Origin of the sequence: Cephaloticoccus primus, from assembly GCF_001580015.1 — a bacterium.
Lineage (GTDB): Bacteria > Verrucomicrobiota > Verrucomicrobiia > Opitutales > Opitutaceae > Cephaloticoccus > Cephaloticoccus primus.
Map to the genome: position 1 here is coordinate 71,291 of NZ_LSZQ01000041.1, position 21,328 is coordinate 92,618.

General features: G+C 62.3%; 15 protein-coding genes, 1 tRNA gene and 1 pseudogene. 11 read left to right on the forward strand and 6 right to left on the reverse strand.

The genetic code is table 11. The features are described 5' to 3' along the window. Nucleotides 1-140: 140 nt before the first annotated feature. Nucleotides 141-734, reverse strand: a complete 594-nt coding sequence (tsf, locus tag AXK11_RS04985; RefSeq protein ID WP_068629911.1) for a translation elongation factor Ts — start codon at nt 732-734, stop codon at nt 141-143. Between the two features lie 60 nt (nt 735-794). Then, complete coding sequence (gene rpsB, locus AXK11_RS04990) at nt 795-1,667, reverse strand: 30S ribosomal protein S2 (RefSeq protein ID WP_068629913.1); 873 nt, start codon at nt 1,665-1,667, stop codon at nt 795-797. Nucleotides 1,668-1,997: 330 nt separating this feature from the next. On the opposite strand from rpsB, the gene AXK11_RS04995 reads away from it, so the two are divergent. The 4 genes from AXK11_RS04995 (at nt 1,998) to AXK11_RS05010 (ending at nt 5,718) form a co-directional block, all read left to right on the forward strand. Then, a tRNA-Met gene (locus AXK11_RS04995) sits at nt 1,998-2,074 on the forward strand. A gap of 126 nt (nt 2,075-2,200) precedes the next feature. After that, complete coding sequence (locus AXK11_RS05000; protein WP_082780908.1) at nt 2,201-2,704, forward strand: YraN family protein; 504 nt, start codon at nt 2,201-2,203, stop codon at nt 2,702-2,704. Between the two features lie 187 nt (nt 2,705-2,891). Continuing rightward, a complete protein-coding gene (gene zwf / locus AXK11_RS05005; RefSeq protein WP_068629916.1) occupies nt 2,892-4,430 on the forward strand; it encodes a glucose-6-phosphate dehydrogenase in 1,539 nt (512 codons plus the stop codon). A gap of 115 nt (nt 4,431-4,545) precedes the next feature. Then, nucleotides 4,546-5,718, forward strand: a complete 1,173-nt coding sequence (locus tag AXK11_RS05010; protein WP_068629918.1) for a glucose-6-phosphate dehydrogenase assembly protein OpcA — start codon at nt 4,546-4,548, stop codon at nt 5,716-5,718. A gap of 89 nt (nt 5,719-5,807) precedes the next feature. On the opposite strand, the pseudogene AXK11_RS05015 reads toward AXK11_RS05010, so the two are convergent. The 3 genes and pseudogenes from AXK11_RS05015 to AXK11_RS09415 all read right to left on the reverse strand — a co-directional run bounded on the left by AXK11_RS05015 (nt 5,808) and on the right by AXK11_RS09415 (nt 9,827). Then, nucleotides 5,808-6,985, reverse strand: a pseudogene (locus tag AXK11_RS05015) (RNA/DNA-binding domain-containing protein). After that, nucleotides 6,967-9,603, reverse strand: a complete 2,637-nt coding sequence (locus AXK11_RS05020; RefSeq protein ID WP_343124257.1) for a TrlF family AAA-like ATPase — start codon at nt 9,601-9,603, stop codon at nt 6,967-6,969. The pseudogene AXK11_RS05015 and the gene AXK11_RS05020 overlap by 19 nt, the downstream one beginning before the upstream one ends. Next, complete coding sequence (locus AXK11_RS09415; RefSeq protein ID WP_082780909.1) at nt 9,600-9,827, reverse strand: type II toxin -antitoxin system TacA 1-like antitoxin; 228 nt, start codon at nt 9,825-9,827, stop codon at nt 9,600-9,602. The genes AXK11_RS05020 and AXK11_RS09415 overlap by 4 nt, the downstream gene beginning before the upstream one ends. Nucleotides 9,828-9,929: 102 nt before the next feature. Between AXK11_RS09415 and AXK11_RS05025 the strand changes: the two genes are divergently transcribed. Then, complete coding sequence (locus AXK11_RS05025; protein ID WP_068629989.1) at nt 9,930-10,922, forward strand: restriction endonuclease; 993 nt, start codon at nt 9,930-9,932, stop codon at nt 10,920-10,922. Nucleotides 10,923-11,078: 156 nt separating this feature from the next. On the opposite strand, the gene tyrS is transcribed toward AXK11_RS05025, so the two are convergent. After that, nucleotides 11,079-12,437 (reverse strand): tyrosine--tRNA ligase, encoded by a 1,359-nt coding sequence (tyrS, locus tag AXK11_RS05030; RefSeq protein ID WP_068629922.1) that lies wholly within the window; start codon nt 12,435-12,437, stop codon nt 11,079-11,081. Between the two features lie 320 nt (nt 12,438-12,757). On the opposite strand from tyrS, the gene acnA reads away from it, so the two are divergent. The 6 genes from acnA to AXK11_RS05070 all read left to right on the forward strand — a co-directional run bounded on the left by acnA (nt 12,758) and on the right by AXK11_RS05070 (nt 20,723). Beyond that, entirely contained in the window at nt 12,758-15,499 is a 2,742-nt protein-coding gene (gene acnA / locus AXK11_RS05040; RefSeq protein WP_068629925.1) for an aconitate hydratase AcnA, read from the forward strand. Nucleotides 15,500-15,595: 96 nt separating this feature from the next. Continuing rightward, nucleotides 15,596-16,120, forward strand: coding sequence for an STAS domain-containing protein (locus AXK11_RS05045; protein WP_068629927.1), 525 nt, complete (start codon nt 15,596-15,598; stop codon nt 16,118-16,120). Nucleotides 16,121-16,190: 70 nt separating this feature from the next. Beyond that, nucleotides 16,191-17,669, forward strand: a complete 1,479-nt coding sequence (locus AXK11_RS05050; RefSeq protein ID WP_068629991.1) for a GAF domain-containing SpoIIE family protein phosphatase — start codon at nt 16,191-16,193, stop codon at nt 17,667-17,669. Nucleotides 17,670-17,964: 295 nt separating this feature from the next. Continuing rightward, nucleotides 17,965-19,245 carry a tryptophan synthase subunit beta gene (gene trpB / locus AXK11_RS05055; protein ID WP_068629930.1) on the forward strand — a complete coding sequence of 427 codons (1,281 nt, stop codon included), beginning with the start codon at nt 17,965-17,967 and terminating at the stop codon, nt 19,243-19,245. Between the two features lie 172 nt (nt 19,246-19,417). Beyond that, complete coding sequence (locus AXK11_RS05065) at nt 19,418-20,323, forward strand: YicC/YloC family endoribonuclease (protein WP_068629934.1); 906 nt, start codon at nt 19,418-19,420, stop codon at nt 20,321-20,323. Between the two features lie 76 nt (nt 20,324-20,399). Further along, a complete protein-coding gene (locus AXK11_RS05070; protein WP_068629936.1) occupies nt 20,400-20,723 on the forward strand; it encodes a hypothetical protein in 324 nt (107 codons plus the stop codon). Nucleotides 20,724-21,328: the final 605 nt, after the last annotated feature.

Here is a 21,328-nt window from a genome sequence, read left to right on the forward strand (position 1 = left end):
AGGGGAGGGAGAGGTGGTGCGTGAGGGTTTGTTTGAGGGCACAAAAAAGCTCCACCGATTTTGCGTGGAGCTTGCAACCTTTGAGCAGTTGACGGCACGCGCAATTGGCGCGCCGCCAGATGAGGAGTGCGCTGCGACTCTCAGGCTCCCAATTGGTAGCGGGTGAAGCGGCGGACCTGGATGTTTTCGCCGATCTTGGTGATCAGCTCGGTGAGCTTTTCCTTGATCGTGATGTCGGACTGCTTGACGAAGGGCTGCTCGAGGAGGGCGACGGTCGAGTAGTATTTGTCGAGTTTGCCTTCGACGATCTTCTCAATCGCGGCGGGCGGCTTGCCCGCAACTTGCGCAGTGGCGATTTCGCGCTCCTTGGCGACGTCCTCGGGGGGCACTTCCTCGCGCGTCACGCAGACGGGGCTGGCGGCGGCGATCTGGAGGCAGAGGTCTTTCACGAAGGCTTTGAAGTCTTCGTTGCGGGCGACGAAGTCGGTCTCGCAATTGACCTCGATCAGGACGCCGACTTTTCCGCCGACGTGGATGTAGCTCTCGATCAAGCCTTCCTTGGTCGCACGGTCGGCCTTTTTGGCGGCGGAGGCCGCGCCTTTTTTGCGCAGGATCGTGGCGGCCTCTTCGGCGTTTCCGTTGGCCTCGGTGAGGGCTTTTTTGCAGTCCAGCAGGCCTGCGCCAGTGGCGATGCGCAGGTCATTGACCATCTTTGCGGTAATTGGGTTACTCATTGTTTTTTAAAGGGTTATTCGGTTTTGGCGAATGCGTGTGCGACTCGACTCACTCGCGACTTACTCGGCGGCGGCAGCAGTAGCAGCGGCCTCCGGTGCGGGAGTCTCAGCAGGGGCTTCACCCGCTTCTTCAGCAGGAGCGGGAGCTTCAGCGGCGGCGGGTTTCTCGGTGGTGTCGATGCCGACAGCGGCGGCGACGGCGGCTGTAGCCGCCTTCAGGTCGGCGGCCCCGCGAGCGGCGCGGCGACTGTCGCGCTGGGAGAGCCCGTCTTGCACGGCTTCGACGATCGTCTCGACGATGATGCGGATGGACTTCACCGCATCGTCGTTCCCCGGGATCGCGTAGGTGAGCCCCGCCGGATCGGAGTTGGTGTCCACGAGGCCGATGCTCGGGATGTTGCAGCGGTTGGCTTCGGCAACGGCGATTTTCTCGTGCAGCACGTCGACGATAAACATGGCCGAGGGCATGCCCTCCATGTCGAGGATGCCGTTGAAGTTGCGCTCCATGCGGCCCATCTCGCGCTTGATGGCGGCTTCTTCCTTGGAGGAGAGCTTGGCGAGCTCGCCGTCGGTCTCCATCTGGCGGTATTTGCGAAACTTGGCGATAGAGCGCTTGACTGTCTCGTAGTTGGTCAAGGTGCCGCCCAGCCAGCGGTCTACGCAGTAGGGCATGGCGACGGAGGTCGCGGCCTCGCGGATGATGTCCTGGGCCTGCTTTTTGGTGCCGACGAAGAGGACGTTGCCGCCGTTGGCGACGATGTCGGTCAAGAAGGCGGTGGCTTTTTTGAGGGCCTCGTAGGTTTTGCCCAGGTCGATGATGCTGATGCCTTGGCGGTGGTCGAAGACGAAGGGCTTTGAGCGCGGGTTCCAGCGTTTGGTCTGGTGCCCGAAGTGCACGCCGGCGTCGAGTAGGTCCTTGGGGGTGATGTTCATAACGGTTATTCCTGATCTGTGTTGGCCTTTAGAAACACAGGTCGGCCAAATGGGCCGCCTTGCGATCATCCAGGAGGTTTATGTTGCGTCAGTTGCTAGCTGACAAAGAGGCGGGAAAACACAGGGGCGTTCGGGCGAGGGCAAGTGCGTTTTTGGCGAATTTCCCCCCAATGGGCGAGCAGCCGGTGCAGCGGGTGCGAATGTTTGCGCCAACGGGCAGTGTGCCGCAAACGCTCCCGCGCGCCGCGCGAATGCATTCGTAAAACTCCCCGCAAATTTCCCTGAAGAAAGCCTTTGACAGCGGCGGCGCGACTTCCCAGCTTCTGCCCTCGCAGGGTGGAGCAGTCTGGTAGCTCGTCAGGCTCATAACCTGAAGGTCCTTGGTTCAAATCCAAGCCCTGCATCCAATTTCCCAAAACCCTCCCGCCTCTCTCTGATCGCTTACCGACAAAGAGGGGCGGGAGGGGTTTTTGTATCCGCTCCCCCCGCCCGTCCGCTCTCTGCCCCGAAGTCGCCCGCGCCCCTGTTTTTCCATGTTTGCCTGGCTTAAACGGTTCTGGCGGAGGCCGCCCGCCGCGCACTCGACTGGCGAACGAGGCGCCTTGGGCGAACGCTTGGCACGCGAGCATTTGAGAAAAATGGGGCTGCGGATTCTGGCGACCAATTGGCGCAACCCGCGAGACCGGCGCGGGGAGATCGACCTCGTGGCCCTCGATGGGCAGGTGCTGGTTTTTGTGGAGGTGAAAACGCGTGCGGCGGGGGCACTCGTCGCCGGTCATCATGCGGTCGATGCGCGCAAGAAACGCGCCTTGCTCTGTGCGGCTCGCGCTTATTTGCGGGGATTGGACGAGCCACCGCGCAGCGTGCGTTTTGACGTCGTCGAGGTTGCCCTGCCGGAGTCGAGGCACGGAGTGGACGGCGAACAACGTGACGGGCCGATCCGTGGGCCGAGTGCCTCACCGCCGCTCTCGCCAGCCCTGCGCCATTTTAAAAACCTGCCGCTTTTCCCCAAAGGGTTTTTGCCGCGCAGTCGTTGACCGGCTCATTTTGCGAGGCCCTCGTGTGAGCGGGCAAACGGGCGGCGAGTCGTTGTCGGGTCCCCCTTGGGGCACCCGCGCCCGCACGCAAACTAACACCCGCACTGCGCGGAATAAAACGCGGTTATACACGCCAACAGGCCTTGCTTATTGGGAGGCGAGACTAAGAAATCCCGCCTTTTTCCAAATGGCTGATTCCTCGCGACACCCCTTTCTTCACGGACTCAGTAAGCACCGTGGTGCTCCGCCGACCGTTGTCGTCATCTTTGGCGCATCGGGCGACCTGACCGCCCGAAAGCTCATCCCCGCAGTCTACAACCTGGGCTTGGACAATCTGTTGCCGACGGACTTTCACCTCGTAGGCTACGGGCGCAAAGAAATCCCCGACGAAGCATTCCGTAGCCTCGCTGCGGACTCGGTGCGCGAGTTTTCGCGCCGCGCGCTTTCCGACGAAGTCTGGGAGCGGATCGCTGCCAACACGACTTACGTCGCTGGCGCTTACGACGATCTCGCAGCCTTCGACCGGCTGGCGCGCCACCTGGAGGGGATCGAGCGACAGGTCGGTCGCGACGTGCAGGTGCTCTTCTACATCTCCACGCCGCCTTCGGTTTTTGCACCGATTCTGGAAAACCTGGGCGCGGTCGGCCTCGCGCAAAAACACCTCGGCCAGCCGCACCACACCAAGGTGATCATCGAAAAACCCTTTGGCCGCGACCTCGCCTCCGCGCAGTCGCTCAACACGACGGTGCGCTCCGTTTTCGAGGAACACCAAGTCTACCGGATCGACCACTACCTCGGAAAGGAGACCGTGCAGGACTTGCTCGTGCAGCGTTTCTCCAACGCGATTTTCGAGCCGCTGTGGAATCGCAACTACATCGACAGCGTGCAGATCACCGTGGCGGAGGAGGGCGGCGTCGGCACGCGCGGCGGCTACTACGAGCAGAGCGGCGCGCTGCGCGACATGATCCAGAACCATACCATGCAGCTCCTCGCCCTCACCGCGATGGAGCCGCCCGTCTCGCTCGATGCCGAGGCGATGCGCGACGAAAAGGTGAAGCTGCTCAAGGCGATCCAGCCGCTGCGGCTCGGTCCGGGCGGTGACGTGGCCCGCGCCCAATATGCCGCCGGCATGCTCGGCGGCCAGCCGATCAAGGGCTACCTCGACGAGGGTGGCATCGCGCCCGACTCCAGCACCGAGACCTACGCCGCGCTGCGCCTCTCGATCAACAACTGGCGCTGGCAAGGCGTGCCCTTTTACCTGCGCTCGGGCAAGCGCCTCGCGCGCCGCGTCTCCGAGATAGCGATCAACTTCAAGAAACCGCCGGGCACGCTCTTCGCGGGCAGCGAGCAGTTCAACCTGGCGGGCAACACACTCGCCTTTCAGATCCAGCCCGACGAAGGCCTGAGCCTCGTCCTCAACGCCAAGATCCCCGGCCTGCAGACGCGGATGCAGCCCGTGAAAATGAGCTTCCGCTACGCCACGACCTTCGGCTCCAACACGCCCGAAGCCTACGAGCGGCTCGTCCTCGATGCGATGGTGGGCGACGGCACGCTCTTCATCCGCGGCGACGAGGCCGAGACCTCCTGGCGGCTGTGCACCCCGCTGCTCGAAGACTGGGCAGCCAGCGGTCGCGAGGGCATGGATAGCTACCCATCGGGTGGCTGGGGACCGCCGAGCGCCGACGCGCTACTCGCGCAAAACGGACACCACTGGCGGCAGCCTTAAACGTGCTTTCGCGCCCTGCTTCCGCTTTGCCCGCCGAAACACACCCACTCTGTTTTCCGCTGCTCGCCGCTCCCGCTCCTTTTCATAACGTCTGCCATCCCCGCCCGCTGAAACGATGACTTCCGTGTTTGACGCCCTGCCTGGCGTGGAAATCCCCCCAGGCGAAATTGCCAAAAAACTCGCCCACATGTGGAGCGCGGCTGAGGCGCAGAGCGCTGATTCGGGGGCGAGCCCCGAGGGCGGACAAAACGCGGCGGACGGCGGTTCGGCTCAGGCTGCCGCTGCCTCCTCGAGCGGCGCGGACGACGCTACGGCGACCCAGGTCAACTTCGTCCTGCACCTCGGGTTGCCCACGACGCCAGCGGACGCGGTTGAGCAGTTTCAGACCCTGCTGCGTTTTTCCAAACGCTACCCCAGCCGCATGGTCATCCTCTGCCCGCAGTCCGATGCCGAAGACAAAGGCGGCATGGAGATCCGCGCCAAAATCTACGGCGAGTGCCACTACGGGAAATCGCACAGCGACAAACGCTGCGTCGAAGTCGTGGTGCTCGACTACTCGCGCGCCGCGCGCGGCTTTTTGGAAAACCAGGTCTCTATCAGCCTCTCCACCGACCTGCCACTCTACTACTGGGCACACCGCTTTTCGGCGAGCTCGCGGTTGGCCGATTACCGCTTCCTCCTGAGCCGCGCCGAGCGTGTGCTGATCGACAGTGCGACCGCACCCGAAGACGCGCTCACCTACCCGTGGCCGCGGCTCGAAGCCCTGCGCGACCTCGCCTATGCGCGGCTGTTGCCCGTGCGCCAAACCGTCGGCCAGTTCCTTGCCGGATACGCACCCGAGCTCATTGTCGCGGGGCTGCAAACAGTCCGCGTCCGCCACTCCGCGAGCCTGGCTGGCGAAGCGCGCGTCATTAGCCAGTGGCTGCGCGAACGCGTCGAGCACTGCCAGGCGGCAGGGCAGGGCGGCAGCAGCCGCCAAAGCGGCGACTCCGCTCCAGATTCGGATACTCAACCCGCGGCTAAAAGCTTGGGTGCAGAGTCCAATAGCAGTGGCCAAGGCTTACCCTCGCCTCGCTACATCCTCGAACGCGACGCCAGTGGCGAAAGCGACGGAATCACCATCGAGTTTCAGTACGCCCAGCCGGAGAAATATTTCCGTTGGACAGGGGACTTTGGCCGCAGCCACGCCTGCTTCGCCGCCAGGCTCGACGACGCGCAAGCCCAACTCGACGCCCCGTTAAAACCGCTGCCCCCCGAACTCGCCCTCAGCGAAGCCATGTTTTTCTAAAGGGGGGCTTCCACTCTTACTTGGAGGTGGCAAGGAGGGCCGGGCCGCTTCTGCGAATTGGGCTGGGTATGTTGCCCCCGACCAAACTTTCATCCTCTGGCAGGACATCTCGCTACTGCATCCTGTGCCCGTGCGACGATGGCCTTGAACAGGTTGCCGGCCCGATCATCGATGAGTTCAATCTGCGGCCATGCCCGCAGTGAGCGCAGCAGGCCGCTACCCAATCCGCGATAAGGCAGGAGCTTGGCGGCAAAGGACGCCAGGATGGGGTTGCGCATATTGGAGTTGCCGGCCTTGATGTTCTCGATCGTCAGGTTGTTAGGTAGGTGGCCGGGGCTGATGATTTCGACCCGATCCGCAAACACCAGTACACGGATCGGCGCGCTGACGAAGTAGTCGCGGTGAATGAGGGCGTTGGCGACCAGCTCTTCCCAGACGATGCGTGGAATTTCGGGCTGGCCCTGGGAGTTAAACCCCTGTTCGCCTTGGATGGCGCGGGTGTTGGCAACAAGGAACCCCAGCGTCTGCTGGAACACGTCGGCCAGCTTGCCGGTGATGTCGCGGCTGTCGATGTAGCGTTCTCAATCTGGGTGCCGACAAAAGCGACCGCCTTGACGATGAAGGCGGGCAGTGTGTACTGCGGCGTTTTGGCAAACAGCAGGCTGCCTGCCACATTGAGCTGCCCCTGGTTCATCAGGTTCATGTTGCTCAGCAATTGCGGCAACGGCTGGTGATGCTGGGCGAGCGGCTCACCGAATTGCTGCTCGAAAAAGGTTTCGAAATAGGGCATATCCACATCGCCCGCGCCCAAGCCCGCTACGGGCGTTTCGTCGGCGTGCACCAGACCTGCCTGTTGGAACAGGCGCTGCAATTCCTCGCGCGAGGTGGCGCGGCGCTTGTCGGCACCGTTCTTCACCCAGATAGTGCCGTTTTTGTCCATATAGGGCTTGCTGACGCCTTCGGCAATGGTGACCACCATCACGATGCCATTTGGGTGCGGCACATTCTCGGTGAGCGGGTTCACGGCAGGACGCACGACCTGTGAGGCCACGTTGGCGATGAGCATGTTGAGACGGGCAACATCGGTGCCGGATAGACCGCGCACCGAACCGTCGTCGTTCACCCCAATGAAGATGCGACCACCAGCGGTGTTGCTGAAGGCAACGATCTCTGCTGCCAAGGCATCGGCATTGTTCATGTCCGTCTTGAACTGCTGCCGACTGTCCTCGCCCCGGCTGAGCAGGTCGATCAGCTCTGTGGTTTCCATAGGTTGTAGACCTCTTTGCGACGGTTGAAGGCTTCCTGGCCTCCTTCCATGATGTTGATGATGGCGTCCTGCACCGGGCGAGCGTCGATACTGCCGCTTCGCGTGGCGACCTTCTCGTCTTGGTATTGGCAGGCGTGTACCTGTTCCGCGTCACCCAGTACCGGGAAGTTGGCGTTGTGGGTGGCGAAAATGAATTGGGCGTGAGGCTTCATTTCCCGTAGCAGCTTGATCACATCGTCGTAAATGGTCTGGTTGTCCAGATCGTCTTCCGGTTGGTCGATGATGATCACATCGTTCTGGCGCTGGCTGAGCACGTACAGCAACAGCGCCGAAGCGCGCTGCCCGAGAGAGTGATGCTTCAACTCTTTGCCGCGATAGCGGATGACAAAGCGGTTGGGCACCTGCCAGGTGACAAATTCAGCCAGGTTCTGCATGAAGGTCCTTTCGAAGACCTCGGGGGTGCTGCCCGCCTTCGCCAAGGCCTCCGGTAGGGCACGCAACAGGCTGCCGAAGTCGGCGTAATCTTCCATAACCGCGCGCAGGGTGGTTTCGCGGATGTTGCTGCCCTTGAAGAGCTGCTGCATAAAGTCGATGGCGGCTTCCTTGTCGCCCTTGAAGTCCGCTTCGATCTGCAGGGCGGTGTGGCCAGCGTTCACGCGGTCCAGCTCTACCTTGATGGTGTTGAACTCGCGCAGCCATTGTTCATTGAGTTTGTCGATCTCGGCAAACAGCGCGTCGCGAATGCTGGTCTGCTGGGATTCCTGCTTGGCCAGTGCCTCCAGCATTTGCTCCGCCTTGGTTTTGCGCTGCTGCTGGGTCAGGAAGTCGTCCGGCTGAATGGCTGTCATGCCGGTTTGCTTGAGTTCCTGGGTTAGTTGGCGCTCAACTTGTGCGAACTCCTCCTGAAGGTTCTTTCTTGCACCTTCAAACTCGCTCTGCTTGGTCTTGAGGCGCTCCGCAATGGCTCGCGCGTCTTGCTCGATCTGCTTGAGCTGATCGACCTTGGCCACGAGGCTGGAGAACTCGACGTACCAGGCCGCGAAGAAATCCGGGTTCTGCCTGGACACGTAACTCGTCGCGTTGCGCAACTCGTCTTCATGTTCGGCAATCAATTGCCCTAAGGCGAGGAGGAATCTGTCTGCCCGCTCCTTCATGCGAGCGAGTGCAGTAGCGTCCTGCTGGAAGCCGAGGCGCTTTTGGAGCTTGTCGGCGACGCCGTGCTCCGCAAACTTGGTCAGACGGAAGTTGGCATCATTTAGTTGGGTCTCGAAGTCGCGCTTGAGTTCGGCGGTGTTGCCGAGCTTGAGCCAGCGCTGCGCCGCATCACGCACGCGCTGGCGTTGGGTTTCGATGTCGTCACGCAGCGCACGCAGCTTCTCACCCACCAGCTTTTCCACCAGATCGGTCTCGAAGCCTTCTCCGGTGCTGGAAAGGTCTTTCTGCCCGAAGTAGATCGGGTGACGCAGCACGGTTTCCCGGATCGATACACCGGGCTGCAATTTGCCATCCAGATAGACGTTGGGCGCTTCGCGGAAGATGCGCGAGATGGTGAATTCTTGCCCGTACACATCACAGGCTGTCAGCGTGACCTTGCCGCCACTGCCAAGGGTATGGCGGATCAATTCGTCCTTGTATCTGGTGTCCTGCGCCTTTTCGCCACGAGGAATATCGAGGGCATAGCGCAGCGCTTCCAGAATGGATGATTTGCCGCTGCCGCGGATACCGATCAAGGTGTTGAGTTCGGAAGAGAAATGCAACACCTGCCCGTCGAGAATGCCGCCGTTGAAGCGGATGCTGCGGATGTACGACGCTTGATGCTTGGGTGGCTCCATGGCGACCCGCCCAGCGGGATCGCTCAAGGCAAATTTGACCGCCTCGAAGGACAGCTCGCCCAGCTTCAGGTAGCTAGCCTTGCCTCGACCGATTTCATCGACACTCTTGGGGTCGCTACCTTCCAGTTCGGCGGGGTACCAGCTCTGTAGCCAGCTTTGAATCTTGGTGCGGCAGGGTTTGTCTTTGCCTGCGCCGTCGTGCGTGCGTACCTTCTGAAAAGCCAGCGTTCTGCGGCGGAAGAACTCGTTTTGCCCCAACTCAGTCAGCCGGCCGCCATCCAGCTCCGCCCACAGGCCACTCGGGGCTTCGACATGGGCAAAGACAAGGAAGAAGTCCCGGTGATAGCCTTCCAGCTTCTTGATCGTCTCCAGAAGCGACCAAGAGGTGCGCCCGTTCTCCTGCTCGTACTGTGTGGGCGTTTTGCCTTCGAATGCGCTGGTCAGGAATGGGTTGATGTAGTTGTGTTTATCGATCCATTCGTCGGAGAACACAATAAGTGTGTGGATGCCATTAGCCCCATCATTGACCGACAACTCGACGCCTGGCAGCAGCGCAATACCCTTCTTCTGGGCCGTCTTGCGCAGTGCTCTGAATTCTTCGAAGTCGAACTTGTTGTGGTTGGTGATGACGCCCAATCGGATGCCCGCTTTCTCCAACCCATCCACATAGTTGCTGTTGTAGAAGTTGTCATCACCCGTGAACTTGAATTCACGGTCCGCTCGGGTATGCAGATGAAAGTCTGCGCGGATCCACTGCGCCCCTTGCGTAAAAATCCCCCCCATTATCGTCCCTCCTCATAGACTGCCAAATTGGCGATGCCTTTACCAATTGCAGCAGGTTCACCGTTTGAGGGATTCAGCCCTAAGCCGTGACTGTGCGCGTATTCCCGCACCAGAGTCTCCACCATTGAGGTCACCGAGCGGTGTTCAAGCTCTGCTGCCGAGCGCAGAAGTCGTTTAATTTCGACCGAAGTACGAATGGAAAGCGTTGTGTCTTTCAGACGTGGCATGACGTAATTTGCTTAGTTTTCGAGGCAGATGTACTGCCTTCATAAGAAAAAGGCAGTACAAACTTGATAACAACAGATCAAAAGGGAAACACAATGGCAATGATGGCACGGATGTGGATGGTACGCGGTGAGGGGGGCAGGCTTTATGATGCTTTTCGTGAGCGCGGCGTGGCCGCTGTCGGTTGGCGCCACTTGGCCGCCCACGCGAAGCCGGGGATGAGCCGCAAGCAGTTGATTGCGCTGTATCAATCTGCCGATCCTCAAGCCAAACCGGGGACGGTAGTTTCGGGTGCATCCCAAGTCTGGCGTTTCCTTAATGACATCCAAGACGGCGACTGGGTCGTCACTTATTCTCCTGCCAACCGACTGTACTCGATTGGTAGAGTGGCTGGCCCAGCCGGGCATCGCCCCGACTGGGCTGAGCAAGGCATGCCGCTGGCGCGCGAAGTGCAGTGGCAAGCGCAGGAACTCTCGCGTGACAGTCTAAGCACTGGCACCAAGAACAGTCTGGGGTCGACTCTGACTTTGTTTGAAGTCCCCGCCAAGGCGGCGGCTGAGATACTGGCCGCGCTAAAAGGCCACCCAACACCGACTGTAGAAGAGGATACCGCGGTTATTACCGATGACCTGCTGGCCGACATTGAGTCCCAAGCCTTGGAGCGCATCAAAGATCGGGTAAGCGAACTTGACTGGGACGATATGCAGCAACTGGTCGCTGGTATCCTGCGTGCTATGGGCTACAAAACCCAAGTCTCGCCGTCGGGTGCCGATCGGGGTAAGGATATCGTCGCTTCGCCTGATGGCTTCGGTTTTGAACATCCGCGCATCGTTGTGGAGGTGAAGCATCGCAAAGAGCAGATGGGGAGCCCGGAGATCCGCGGCTTCCTCGGGGGCCGTCACAAGGATGATCGCGGGCTGTATGTCAGCACGGGAGGTTTCTCGAAGGATGCCCAGTATGAGGCTGACCGAGCGGCGATCCCCTTGGCCATGTGGACGCTGGATCATGTGGTGCGGGCGCTGATTGAGCACTACGATGCCACCGATGCAGAAACCAAACGGCTTGTACCGCTGAAGCGGCTGTACTGGCCTGCCTGAGCCGTTTTCGATTGGGTTTATTCGTGAGACGTCGTTGCCGGCGCGGGGCTTGGTTTTCGATTCGAGTTATGCGGCCGGCACCGCCCCCTTTCGCGCTTGCGCGAAGGGAGCAGCATGCAGCGATGCCCCCCCCCCGAGGAGTGAGCCGGTATTCGCTCACTCTGCGGTGAGGACGGCGTAGCTGCGTTTGCCTTTGCGCAGGAGGAGGTGTTTGCCGAAGAGGAGGTCGGCGGGGGTGACGTGGCGGGTGGGGTCGGTTTCGCGGCGGTTGTTGAGGTAGATGCCGCCCCCGCTGATGTCTTTGCGTGCCTGGCCTTTGGAGCTGCACAGGCCGCTGTGGACGAGGAGCTCGATGAGTGGCGCGCCGCTTGTCTTTTCGGCGGTTGCCGCAATGGGCGCGGTCGCGCCAGCGGTGTCGCTCGCCGTGCCGCCGCCGCTTCGGGCCGGGGCTTCAAGTGCAGTTTTGGCGAGGTGGGTAGTGGGGACTTCGCCGACGACGTCGCGGAAGGTTTCTTCGCTGGTGTCGCCGATTTCGGCGCCGAAGAGGATGGCGCTGGCTTTGATGGCGGCTTCGACGGCGGCGGGGCCGTGGACGAGGGCGGTCACTTCGCGGGCGAGGGCTTTATGGGCTTCGCGCGCGCCGGGGTTGGCAGCGTGGGCGGCTTCGAGTGCCTCGATTTCTTCGCGCGGCAGAAAGGTAAACTTGCGCAGGTATTCGCAGACTTTGGCGTCCTCGGTGTTGATGAAGAATTGGTAAAATTTGTAGGGGCTGGTTTTCTGGGGATCGAGCCAGACGGCGCCGCCGGCGGTTTTGCCAAACTTGGTGCCGTCGGCCTTGGTGATGAGGGGGAAGGTCCAGCCCCAGGCGTGGGTGCCGAGTTTTTTGCGAATAAGGTCGGTACCGGCGGTGATGTTGCCCCATTGGTCGGAGCCGCCGATTTGCAGCTCGCAGTCGTGGGCGTGGCGCAGGTGGTAGAAATCGTGGGCCTGGAGGAGTTGGTAGCTGAACTCGGTGTAGCTGATGCCGTGCTCGCCTTCCATCCGGGCGCGGACGGACTCTTTGGCGATCATGGCGTTTAGGGAAAAGTGCTTCCCGACTTCGCGCAGAAAATCCAGGAAGCTGATCGGCGTCGTCCACGTGGCGTTATCGACGAGTCGTGCGGGGTTGGTGGGCGAGTCGAAGTCGAGCAGGCGGGCGAGTTGTTGTTTGATGCAGCCGAGGTTGTGGGCGAGGGCTTCGGGGGAGAGCAGGTTGCGCTCGGCGGATTTTCCCGAGGGGTCGCCGACCATGCCGGTGGCACCGCCGGCGAGTGCGAGCGGGTGGTGGCCGGCGAGCTGGAAGCGGCGCAGCGTGAGCTGGCCCATGAGGTGGCCGACGTGGAGGCTGTCGCCGGTGGGGTCGAAGCCGCAATAAAGCGTGATCGGCTGGCCGGTTTTGAGGCGCGTGTCGAGCGCGGGCAGGTCGGTGCAATCGGCCAGGAGGCCACGCCATTGCAGGTCTTCGATCAGGTTCATCGGGGAGGGAATCGTCGTAGTTTCGGTAAACGGGAAGAGCTGCGAGGTGGGCGGCGATTGCGCTGGCTTTCAACCAAATCTTATGGGGCGGAAACGCCGCACAGTATCGCAGCTTCTATGAGGAAAAACGGTTTGTAAGTGGACTACTGCTTTCGCAACTTCGCCGCCGCCCTGACTGGGGGGCGGCGCGCGGAGCTCGCCACTTGGTGCTCCGAAAGCACGCGCGAGTTTTTGCGCTACTACCACCACGCTCCGCGCCCTTTTAATTTAATCACACCACTTCCACAAACCGACATTCCTGCCTCGCAAAGCAAAACACGATGAGCCGCACGCTTCCCAACCCGTTTAACACTCGCAGTACATTTGAAGTCGGTGGCACGCGCCACGCGCTCTACTCGCTGCCCGCGCTCAAGGCTGCGGGCTTCGCGATTGATCGGCTGCCCGTGTCGATCCGCATCGTGTTGGAGTCGCTGTTGCGCAACTGCGATGGCAAGCGCGTGAGCGAGGAGGCGGTTACGCAGTTGGCGAGCTGGGCGCCGAAAGCGGCGCGCACGGCGGAGGTGCCCTTTGTCGTGGCGCGGATCGTGTTGCAGGACTTTACGGGCGTGCCGCTCCTGGTCGACCTAGCGGCGATGCGCGCGGCGGTGAGCAAGCTCGGTCGCGACCCGAAACTCATCGAGCCGCTCGTGCCGGTGGACCTAGTGGTTGACCACTCCGTGCAGGTGGACTTCGCGGGCTCGGCGGAGGCGCTGGCGAAAAACCTGGAGCTGGAGTTCACGCGCAACCGCGAGCGCTACCAGTTTCTAAAATGGGGCATGCAGGCCTTTGACACGTTTAAGGTCGTCCCGCCCGGGATCGGCATCGTTCACCAAGTAAATCTCGAATACCTCGCGCAGGGCATCCTCAGGGATGCGAGCGGCACCTACTATCCGGATACGCTCGTCGGCACCGACTCGCACACGACGATGATCAACGGGCTCGGCGTCGTCGGCTGGGGCGTGGGCGGCATCGAGGCGGAGGCCGGCATGCTCGGCCAGCCCGTGTACTTCCTGACGCCCGACGTGGTGGGCGTGCACCTCACGGGCGCGCTCAAAGAGGGCGTCACCGCGACCGACCTTGCGCTGACGATTACCGAGCTGCTGCGCGCGAAAAAAGTCGTGGGCAAGTTCGTCGAGTTTTACGGGCCCGGCGCGCGTGCGCTGCCGCTCGTGGATCGTGCCACGATTGCCAACATGGCCCCCGAGTACGGCGCGACGATGGGCTTTTTCCCCATTGATGAGGAGACCTCGCTGTACCTGCGCGGGACGGGCCGCAGTGAGGCGCACGTCGCCACCTACGAGGCGTACTACAAGGCCCAGGAGCTCTGGGGCATCCCCGAGAAAGGCCAGATCGACTACTCGGTCGATGTGGAGCTCGACCTCTCGACCGTCGTCCCGAGCGTCGCCGGGCCGAAGCGTCCGCAAGACCGCATCGAGCTGCCCGCGCTCAAGGAAAACTTCCTCAGCGCATACAGTCGCCCCGTGGCCGAGAGCGGTTTTGGCAAGGCTGCCGATAGCTACGCGCAGCGCGCGACCGTGACGCTGGGCGGCGGCGGCTCCGCCGATTCGGCTGCTGCCGAATCTCCCGCGCGCGCCGAGATCGGCAATGGCTCCGTCCTCATTGCGGCGATTACGAGCTGCACGAACACCTCGAACCCCAGCGTGATGCTGGCCGCTGGCCTTCTCGCGAAAAAGGCAGTCGAGCGCGGCTTGAGCGTGAATCCGGCAGTGAAGTCTTCGCTCGCGCCCGGCTCGCGCGTCGTCACCGACTACCTTAACAAAACCGGCCTCACGCCGTATCTCGACCAGATCGGGTTTCAGACGGTGGGCTACGGCTGCACGACCTGCATCGGAAACTCGGGCCCGCTGCATCCGGCGATTGAGGAGGCGATCCTCAGTAACGACTTCGTCGCGGCGGCGGTGCTCTCGGGCAACCGCAACTTCGAGGCCCGCGTTCACCAGAGCATAAAGTCAAACTTCCTGATGTCGCCGCCGCTGGTCGTCGCCTTTGCGCTGGCGGGCCGGGTCGATATCGACATGAGCCGCGAACCGCTCGCCAAGGACCGAGACGGCCGCGACGTATTCCTCAAAGACCTGTGGCCCAGCTTGCAGGAAGTCCGCGACCAGATGTCCGCCGCGCTCAAGCCCGAGGTGTTTAAAACCCTCTATGCGGACTTCGCCTCGCAGAACCCGAAGTGGAACGAAATCCCCTCCTCGACGGGAAATATTTACGAGTGGGATGCCGCCTCGACCTACATTCAGGAGCCGCCCTTCTTCACCGATTTCGCGCTCACACCCGGCAGCGTCAGCGAAATCAAAGGCGCGCGCGCCTTGGGGATTTTCGGCGACTCGGTGACGACCGACCACATCTCGCCCGCCGGAGCGATCAAGAAGACCTCGCCTGCGGGGAAGTTCCTGAGCGAGGCCGGGGTCGAGTTTGCGGACTTCAATTCCTACGGCTCGCGCCGCGGCAACGACCGGATCATGACGCGCGGCACCTTCGCCAACGTGCGGATCAAAAACCTGATGCTCGGCGGCGAAGAGGGCGGTAACACCCTGCTGCAACCCGAGGGCACCAAGCTGCCGATCTACGACGCGGCGATGGCTTATCGGGAGCGCGGCGTGCCGCTGATCGTCCTCGCAGGGCAGGAATACGGCACGGGCTCCTCGCGCGACTGGGCGGCCAAGGGCACGCGGCTGCTCGGCGTGCGCGCGGTCGTCGCCCAATCCTTTGAGCGCATCCACCGCAGCAATCTCGTCGGCATGGGCGTGCTCCCGCTCCAGTTTAAGGAAGGCACCAGCGCGCAGACGCTCGGGCTCGACGGCAGCGAAAGCTACGACGTCGTCGGGCTGAGCGCCGATGTGAAGCCGCAGCAGGATCTCGCGCTGCGGATCACGCGGGCCGACGGCACGGCGCAGGAGATCCCCGTGACCTGCCGGATCGATACGCCGATTGAGGTCGATTATTACCAGCACGGCGGCATCCTCCCCTACGTGTTGCGCCAAATCCTCGCCCAGAGCTGAGCTCCCTCCCTCCTGAAAAACCGCTACGTAAACAAAGCCATGACTCAGCCAACGAAGCGCTTTTTTTTCCGCAAAAAATCAGCATCACTCTGAGTCATGGTCGAGACCGGTAAGCCCGTTTTCTTCGTGGATGTGCACTCGGATCCCGTTGTCATGCGGATCGAGGGCCGCGCTTCTTTTCAAAACAGCAGCTGCTTGCGCGACTTCGCCACCGAGATGCTCGCGCAGGGCAAGACGCGGCTCGTGATCGACTTTCAGCACTGCACGAGCATGGACAGCACTTTCCTCGGGATCCTTGCGGGAGTGGCACTCCAGTTGCGCCAGAAGACCAAGGCCAGCGACCCGCAACCGCTGATCCTTGCGCGCGTCGGCCAGCGCAACCTGGAGCTCATCCGCAACCTCGGCATCCACCGACTCATGACCGTGGATGCGGGCGACTTCAAAATGAGCTTCGACAAGTGCTCGCGCCCGCTCACCCAGCAGGAGCAGGACGAGCTCACCAGCGCGCGCGTGGCCCTCGAAGCGCACGAAAACCTGATCGCTGCCGACGAGGGTAACCGCAGCAAGTTCCAGGACGTGCTCTCCTTCCTGCGCAACCGCGTCGAAAACGGAAGTCTGTGACCAAGCTCTAGTTCGCCCAAAGAAATACCTCGAAGGCGGGGCGCTGTGCTGCCAGATGACTGCGCTGTCTATGGTTGTGTTTCTCCTAGGGATTCTTGTTGGCGGCTCGGCGGTATCGTTTGCGCTGTATCGCACGCGAAAGCGCGAGGCGCTCCTGGAAGAGGAGAAGCAGCAAGTCGTGCAATCGCGCGAGCTGGTGGTCGATTTCATGCACCACATGGTCGAGGCGCTCGGCGAAGGGCTCGGCCAAAACGAGCTGCGGCAGCGGATCGTGCACGCGGCGATTCTGTGTTCGGGTGCGCTCAGTGCGGCACTCTTTGAGCGAGAGGGGAAAGGGCAGATGCGAGGCGTGGCCGTGGAGGGGCTGTTCCCGCCGCACCGGCCACTGCCGCCCGCGACGGTTGAGAAGCTCACGACGCGCGCGAAATTCATCGAAAGCGTACTGCGCGGCGAAACCTTTCCGGACGACGAAGGCATCATCGGCGCAGTCGTGCAGACGGGCGAAGCGCAGCTCGTCGCCGATGCAGCGAGCGATCCGCGCATCGTTCGCCACCAGGACCCCGCGCTAAAAGTGCGCTCGGTCATCGCCGTGCCACTCGCGTTTCGCGGCGAGCTGTTCGGTGTCCTAGCCGTCGCCAACTCCGCCGATGGCCTGCCCTTTAGCGCGGCAGATTTTACGCTTATGCAGTCGCTGGCCGAGCAGGCCGCGCTCGCGCTGCACAACCTGCGCCTGCTCAATTACCAAATCGAGAAACAGCAGCTCGACCTCGACCTTTCGCTCGCCAGCGGCATCCAGCAAATGCTGCTGCCCACAGAGATGCCCAGCGTCCCGGGGCTCGCGCTCGATGCGCGCTACACGCCTGCGCAAAAAGTCAGCGGCGACCTCTACGACCTGTTCCTGCTCTCGCCCACGCGCCTCGGCGTAGTCGTGGCCGATGTCTCGGGCAAGGGCATCCCCGCCTCGCTGCTCATGGCGATTTGCCGCACGCACCTGCGCCAGATCGCGCCGCGCCACGACTCGCCCGCCGCCGCACTGTGCGAGCTCAACCGCGTGATCGGCAGCAACCTCGTCGGCGGCATGTTCATCACACTGCTCTACGCGGTCATCGATCTGGAGCAGTCCACAGTCACGCTGGCGCGCGCCGGCCACGAGCTGCCGCTCTTCTTGCGACAAAACGCGATCAGCGGCGCGCCGACTGCCGAGTTCGTCGGCTCCGAGGGAATGGCGCTGGGGATGATGCCGCCCGAGATTTTTGACGCAGTCATCGCTGATCGCAGCGAGCCCTTCCGCCCGGGCGAGACGCTCATCCTCTACACCGACGGGCTCACCGAAGCGCCCAACGAGGATGAAAAAGAGTTTTCCGGCACGCGCCTGGCCGATGTGGCACGCACGCTGCACCGGCGCAGTGCCCACGAGCTGGCAGACGGGATTCTCGAGGCGGTGAACCGCTTCACTGGCGGCTCCCCCCAGCGCGACGACCTTACGCTGCTCACCGTCAAGCGGGAGGGCGGTGGCGGGGCGGCGTCCGCTGCGGCGTTTACTTGTTAACCAACGAAAATCCGCCCACGCGGGTTTCCGCTCCATTCACGTTTGATGCGTCGCTTCCTGTCGCAACGCATCCTTTCCTGCTGACTGAGGGGGCAACGCAAGTGATTCCATCATACTGAGCAGCCGAAATCTGATTTGCCCAAATCGGCCCACGCCATCAGGCGGGGTGACGCGTGCTGCGTGTTACATCTTGTCGCGAGAGCGTGAGCGGAAGTGCCACCGGCACTTCATAAAAAACGAGTCACCTGCCCAATAAACGCTCGAAGCCACTGCCGCTCTGGCCAGCCTTGGGCTTATGTCCACCGCCACTGCCGTTTCGCCTGCTACGCCGCCTGCCGCTTCCGCTGCGCCTCGCCAAGCCAGCACAGCGAGTGCGACCGACCGTTTTTCGTTCCCCGATGCGAGCGGCCATTTTGGCAACTACGGCGGCGTTTACGTGCCGGAGACTTTGATGACGACGCTCCAGGAGCTGGAGACCGCCTATCTCGAAGTGCGCGAAGATCCCGAGTTTCAGGCCGAGCTCGCCCACCACCTCGCCGAGTTTGCGGGGCGCCCGACCGAGCTCTACTACGCGAGCCGCCTCACCGAGTACTGCGGCGGCGCGAAGATTTACCTCAAGCGCGAAGACCTGCTGCACACCGGCGCGCACAAGATCAACAACGCCCTTGCGCAGGCGCTGCTCGCGCGCCGGATGGGCAAGAAGCGGATCATCGCCGAGACGGGCGCGGGCCAGCACGGCTGCGCGACGGCGGCGGCCTGCGCGAAGTTTGGCTTGGAGTGCGTCATCTACATGGGCGCACACGACATGGAGAGGCAGGCGCTCAACGTCTTCCGCATGCGGCTGATGGGCGCCGAAGTGCGCGGCGTAGAGGCCGGGCAAAAAACGCTCAAGGAAGCGATTAACGAAGCCATGCGCGACTGGGTGACCAATGTGCGCAGCACCCACTACATCCTCGGTACCGCCTACGGCTCGCACCCGTATCCGATGATGGTGCGCGACTTTCACCGCGTGATTGGCCGCGAGGCGCGCGCGCAGATCCTCGCCCGCGAAGGCCGCCTGCCCGACGAGCTCATCGCCTGTGTGGGCGGCGGCAGTAACGCGATCGGGCTGTTCTTCGATTTTCTTGAAGACACGCAGATCGCCATGATCGGCGTCGAAGCGGGCGGCACCGGTCTTGAGCGCGGTGAGCATGCGGCGCGTTTTGCCACGGGGCGCTTGGGCGTTTTGCAAGGCTGCAAAACCTACCTGCTCCAGGATCAGGAAGGGCAGATTGAGCTCACGCACTCGGTCTCGGCAGGGCTCGACTACGCCGCAGTGGGGCCCGAGCACGCCTTCTACCGCGAGCGCGGGCGGATCCAGTTTGCCTACGCGACCGATGATGAAGTGCTGGAGGCCTTTCAGCTCTGCTCGCGGCTCGAAGGCATTATTCCTGCGCTGGAGAGTAGCCACGCGCTCGCGCATGCGGTGAAGCGCGCCCGCGAACTCGGCCCCGGCAAGCTCCTCGTCGTCAACCTCTCCGGTCGCGGCGATAAAGACGTGGAGCAAGTCGCCGCCCTCCTCGGGCAGCGCGGGTGACGAAGTGGGGCGGCGGCGCGGCTGTGCACCGCAGTGTGTGGCATGCGTGGCCCGGGAATAACGAGCGCTGCCGCGCACGCCTGCCGCACCCGCTCAAAAAAATCGCGGTCCGCCACCGCGCCCCAGTAAAAGGACTCTTGGCCCCGGCCCCGACTGCGCTTCTCCTGCGCGTATGAAAAGCATGACTGGCTACGGCCGTGCCACGGCGACTTTGGGCGGGATGACGTTGACCGTCCAGGTCAGCTCGGTGAACCGCAAGGTTCTGGATATTTCGCTCTCGCTGCCGGGCGACTGGGACGCCCTGGAGCCCGAAGTTCGCGAAGCGATTCGCAGCATCGCTGCTCGCGGAAAGGTGCACCTGCGCGCGGAGCTGAGCGGGCGAGCACTGACGGGAGAAGCCGGCGCGGCAGCGGATGATCGCGCGGCGGCTTGGGACGAGACGGCGATTGCGGCTACGCTCGGCCAACTACGCGAGCTGGCCCATGCGCAGAGTATCCCCTTTACGCCGACCGCCGACCTGTTGTGGCGGATTGCCAGCGCACAGGAGCAGTCCGCCCCCGCGATTTCGATAGAAGACCCGCTGACGCAGGACATTATCATGGCGACGATTGATGACGCGCTGCGCGCCTTTGCCGCGATGCGCGCGAAGGAGGGCGAGGCGCTCCTTGTCGATTTTCTGGGCCGCCTGGAGCAGATGCAGCGCCTCGTCGAGGCAATCGCCCGCCGCGCGCCCGAAGTGCCGATTGCCCACCGTGAGCAACTCCTGCGGCGCCTGGCGGAGTCTGGCCTTGATCTCGACCCCGAGGAAGAGCGCGTACTCAAGGAAATCGCACTTTTCGCGGATCGCTGCGACATCACCGAAGAGCTCACGCGCCTGCGCAGCCACCTTGAGCAGTTTACCGCGCTGCTGCGCAGCGAAGGCGAGATCGGGCGCAAGGCAGAGTTCATCCTTCAGGAAATTGGCCGCGAGGTGAACACCATCGGCGCCAAGGCCAACGACCTCGAAATCGCCCGTCAGGTGATCGAGCTGAAAAACGAGCTCGACCGCCTCCGCGAACAAATCGCCAACGTGGAGTAGGGAGCTGGCGGGGAATAAACACTCCTTGCTGGGTGAGCACTGGTGCTTAGCGTCGAGCCCGTAACGAGACCAAGCCATGCCCGTGATCCAGCTCCCACCCCGAAAGTTCGTGAGTCGTACAGTGCCCGCGCTTTCGGTGCTGGCCTCCGATGAGGTCTCAACAGCCGAGGCTGCACGGCTTGTGGAGATGCCAGAGGACGAGCTCGTTTTTATTTGGAAGCGAAGCGGCTTCCCCCTCCTCCGCACCGATCAGAAGGAGACGAGACTCAAGTGGAGGGACCTGTTACTCTTCCAACAGCAAATGCAGCAAGATCGTGAGGAAGACGGGCGGTCGGGCTGGGGGAAGCTTGTTCGAGAGTTGGATGCGGAGGGCCTATACTGGTGCAGCGATAAACAGTGAGAGTGACTGGGGGTGCCCATCGATGAACTCGGATCGAAAGGGACTTCCGGCTCATGAGCGCGCCGTTTTCGATGCCTGTTTGCTAGCGGATCTCCCTGTCGCCGACGTACTGTTGAGAGCGGCAAAGTGGTGTCGCTCCTCATTCACCCCTGTCTGGAGCGACTCCATTTTAGAGGAAACCTATCGGACACAGACCCAGAAGTTTGCTCACCCTTGGCCATCAGAGCGGGCGAAGGGCTTCCGGATGACTCTCCAGAGACTTTCCTGACAGCCTTGTTTGTGGCTGTGAGAGGTGGATCTCGCAGTGTACAAATCACGAAAAGGATAGGCACGTGCTGGCCTGTGCGATTGAGGGGAGGGCGCGGACGATTGTGACTTTCAACTTGAGGGATTTCAGGGCCGCAGATCTGGAGAAGTGGCAAGTCCGGGCGGTCCACCCACAGGATTACCTACTGGAGCTCTACGCGATAGATGTTCCGGGTGTCATGCGGAGCTTAACCGCGGCAGCCCAAGGTCGAGCCGTCCCGTTGACTGTGCCGGAGTTCTTGCGACGCTTGGGACGCTCGCTCCCGAAGTTTTCTGAAAAACTCCTTTCAGAGGCAGGG

Bases quoted from the DNA above. Each gene is read 5' to 3' on its own strand.
- tsf (WP_068629911.1), bottom strand. From the start codon at position 734: ATGAGTAACCCAATTACCGCAAAGATGGTCAATGACCTGCGCATCGCC.
- rpsB (WP_068629913.1), bottom strand. From the start codon at position 1,667: ATGAACATCACCCCCAAGGACCTACTCGACGCCGGCGTGCACTTCGGG.
- AXK11_RS05000 (WP_082780908.1), top strand. From the start codon at position 2,201: ATGTTTGCCTGGCTTAAACGGTTCTGGCGGAGGCCGCCCGCCGCGCAC.
- zwf (WP_068629916.1), top strand. From the start codon at position 2,892: ATGGCTGATTCCTCGCGACACCCCTTTCTTCACGGACTCAGTAAGCAC.
- AXK11_RS05010 (WP_068629918.1), top strand. From the start codon at position 4,546: ATGACTTCCGTGTTTGACGCCCTGCCTGGCGTGGAAATCCCCCCAGGC.
- AXK11_RS09415 (WP_082780909.1), bottom strand. From the start codon at position 9,827: ATGCCACGTCTGAAAGACACAACGCTTTCCATTCGTACTTCGGTCGAA.
- AXK11_RS05025 (WP_068629989.1), top strand. From the start codon at position 9,930: ATGGCACGGATGTGGATGGTACGCGGTGAGGGGGGCAGGCTTTATGAT.
- tyrS (WP_068629922.1), bottom strand. From the start codon at position 12,437: ATGAACCTGATCGAAGACCTGCAATGGCGTGGCCTCCTGGCCGATTGC.
- acnA (WP_068629925.1), top strand. From the start codon at position 12,758: ATGAGCCGCACGCTTCCCAACCCGTTTAACACTCGCAGTACATTTGAA.
- AXK11_RS05045 (WP_068629927.1), top strand. From the start codon at position 15,596: ATGGTCGAGACCGGTAAGCCCGTTTTCTTCGTGGATGTGCACTCGGAT.
- AXK11_RS05050 (WP_068629991.1), top strand. From the start codon at position 16,191: ATGGTTGTGTTTCTCCTAGGGATTCTTGTTGGCGGCTCGGCGGTATCG.
- trpB (WP_068629930.1), top strand. From the start codon at position 17,965: ATGTCCACCGCCACTGCCGTTTCGCCTGCTACGCCGCCTGCCGCTTCC.
- AXK11_RS05065 (WP_068629934.1), top strand. From the start codon at position 19,418: ATGAAAAGCATGACTGGCTACGGCCGTGCCACGGCGACTTTGGGCGGG.
- AXK11_RS05070 (WP_068629936.1), top strand. From the start codon at position 20,400: ATGCCCGTGATCCAGCTCCCACCCCGAAAGTTCGTGAGTCGTACAGTG.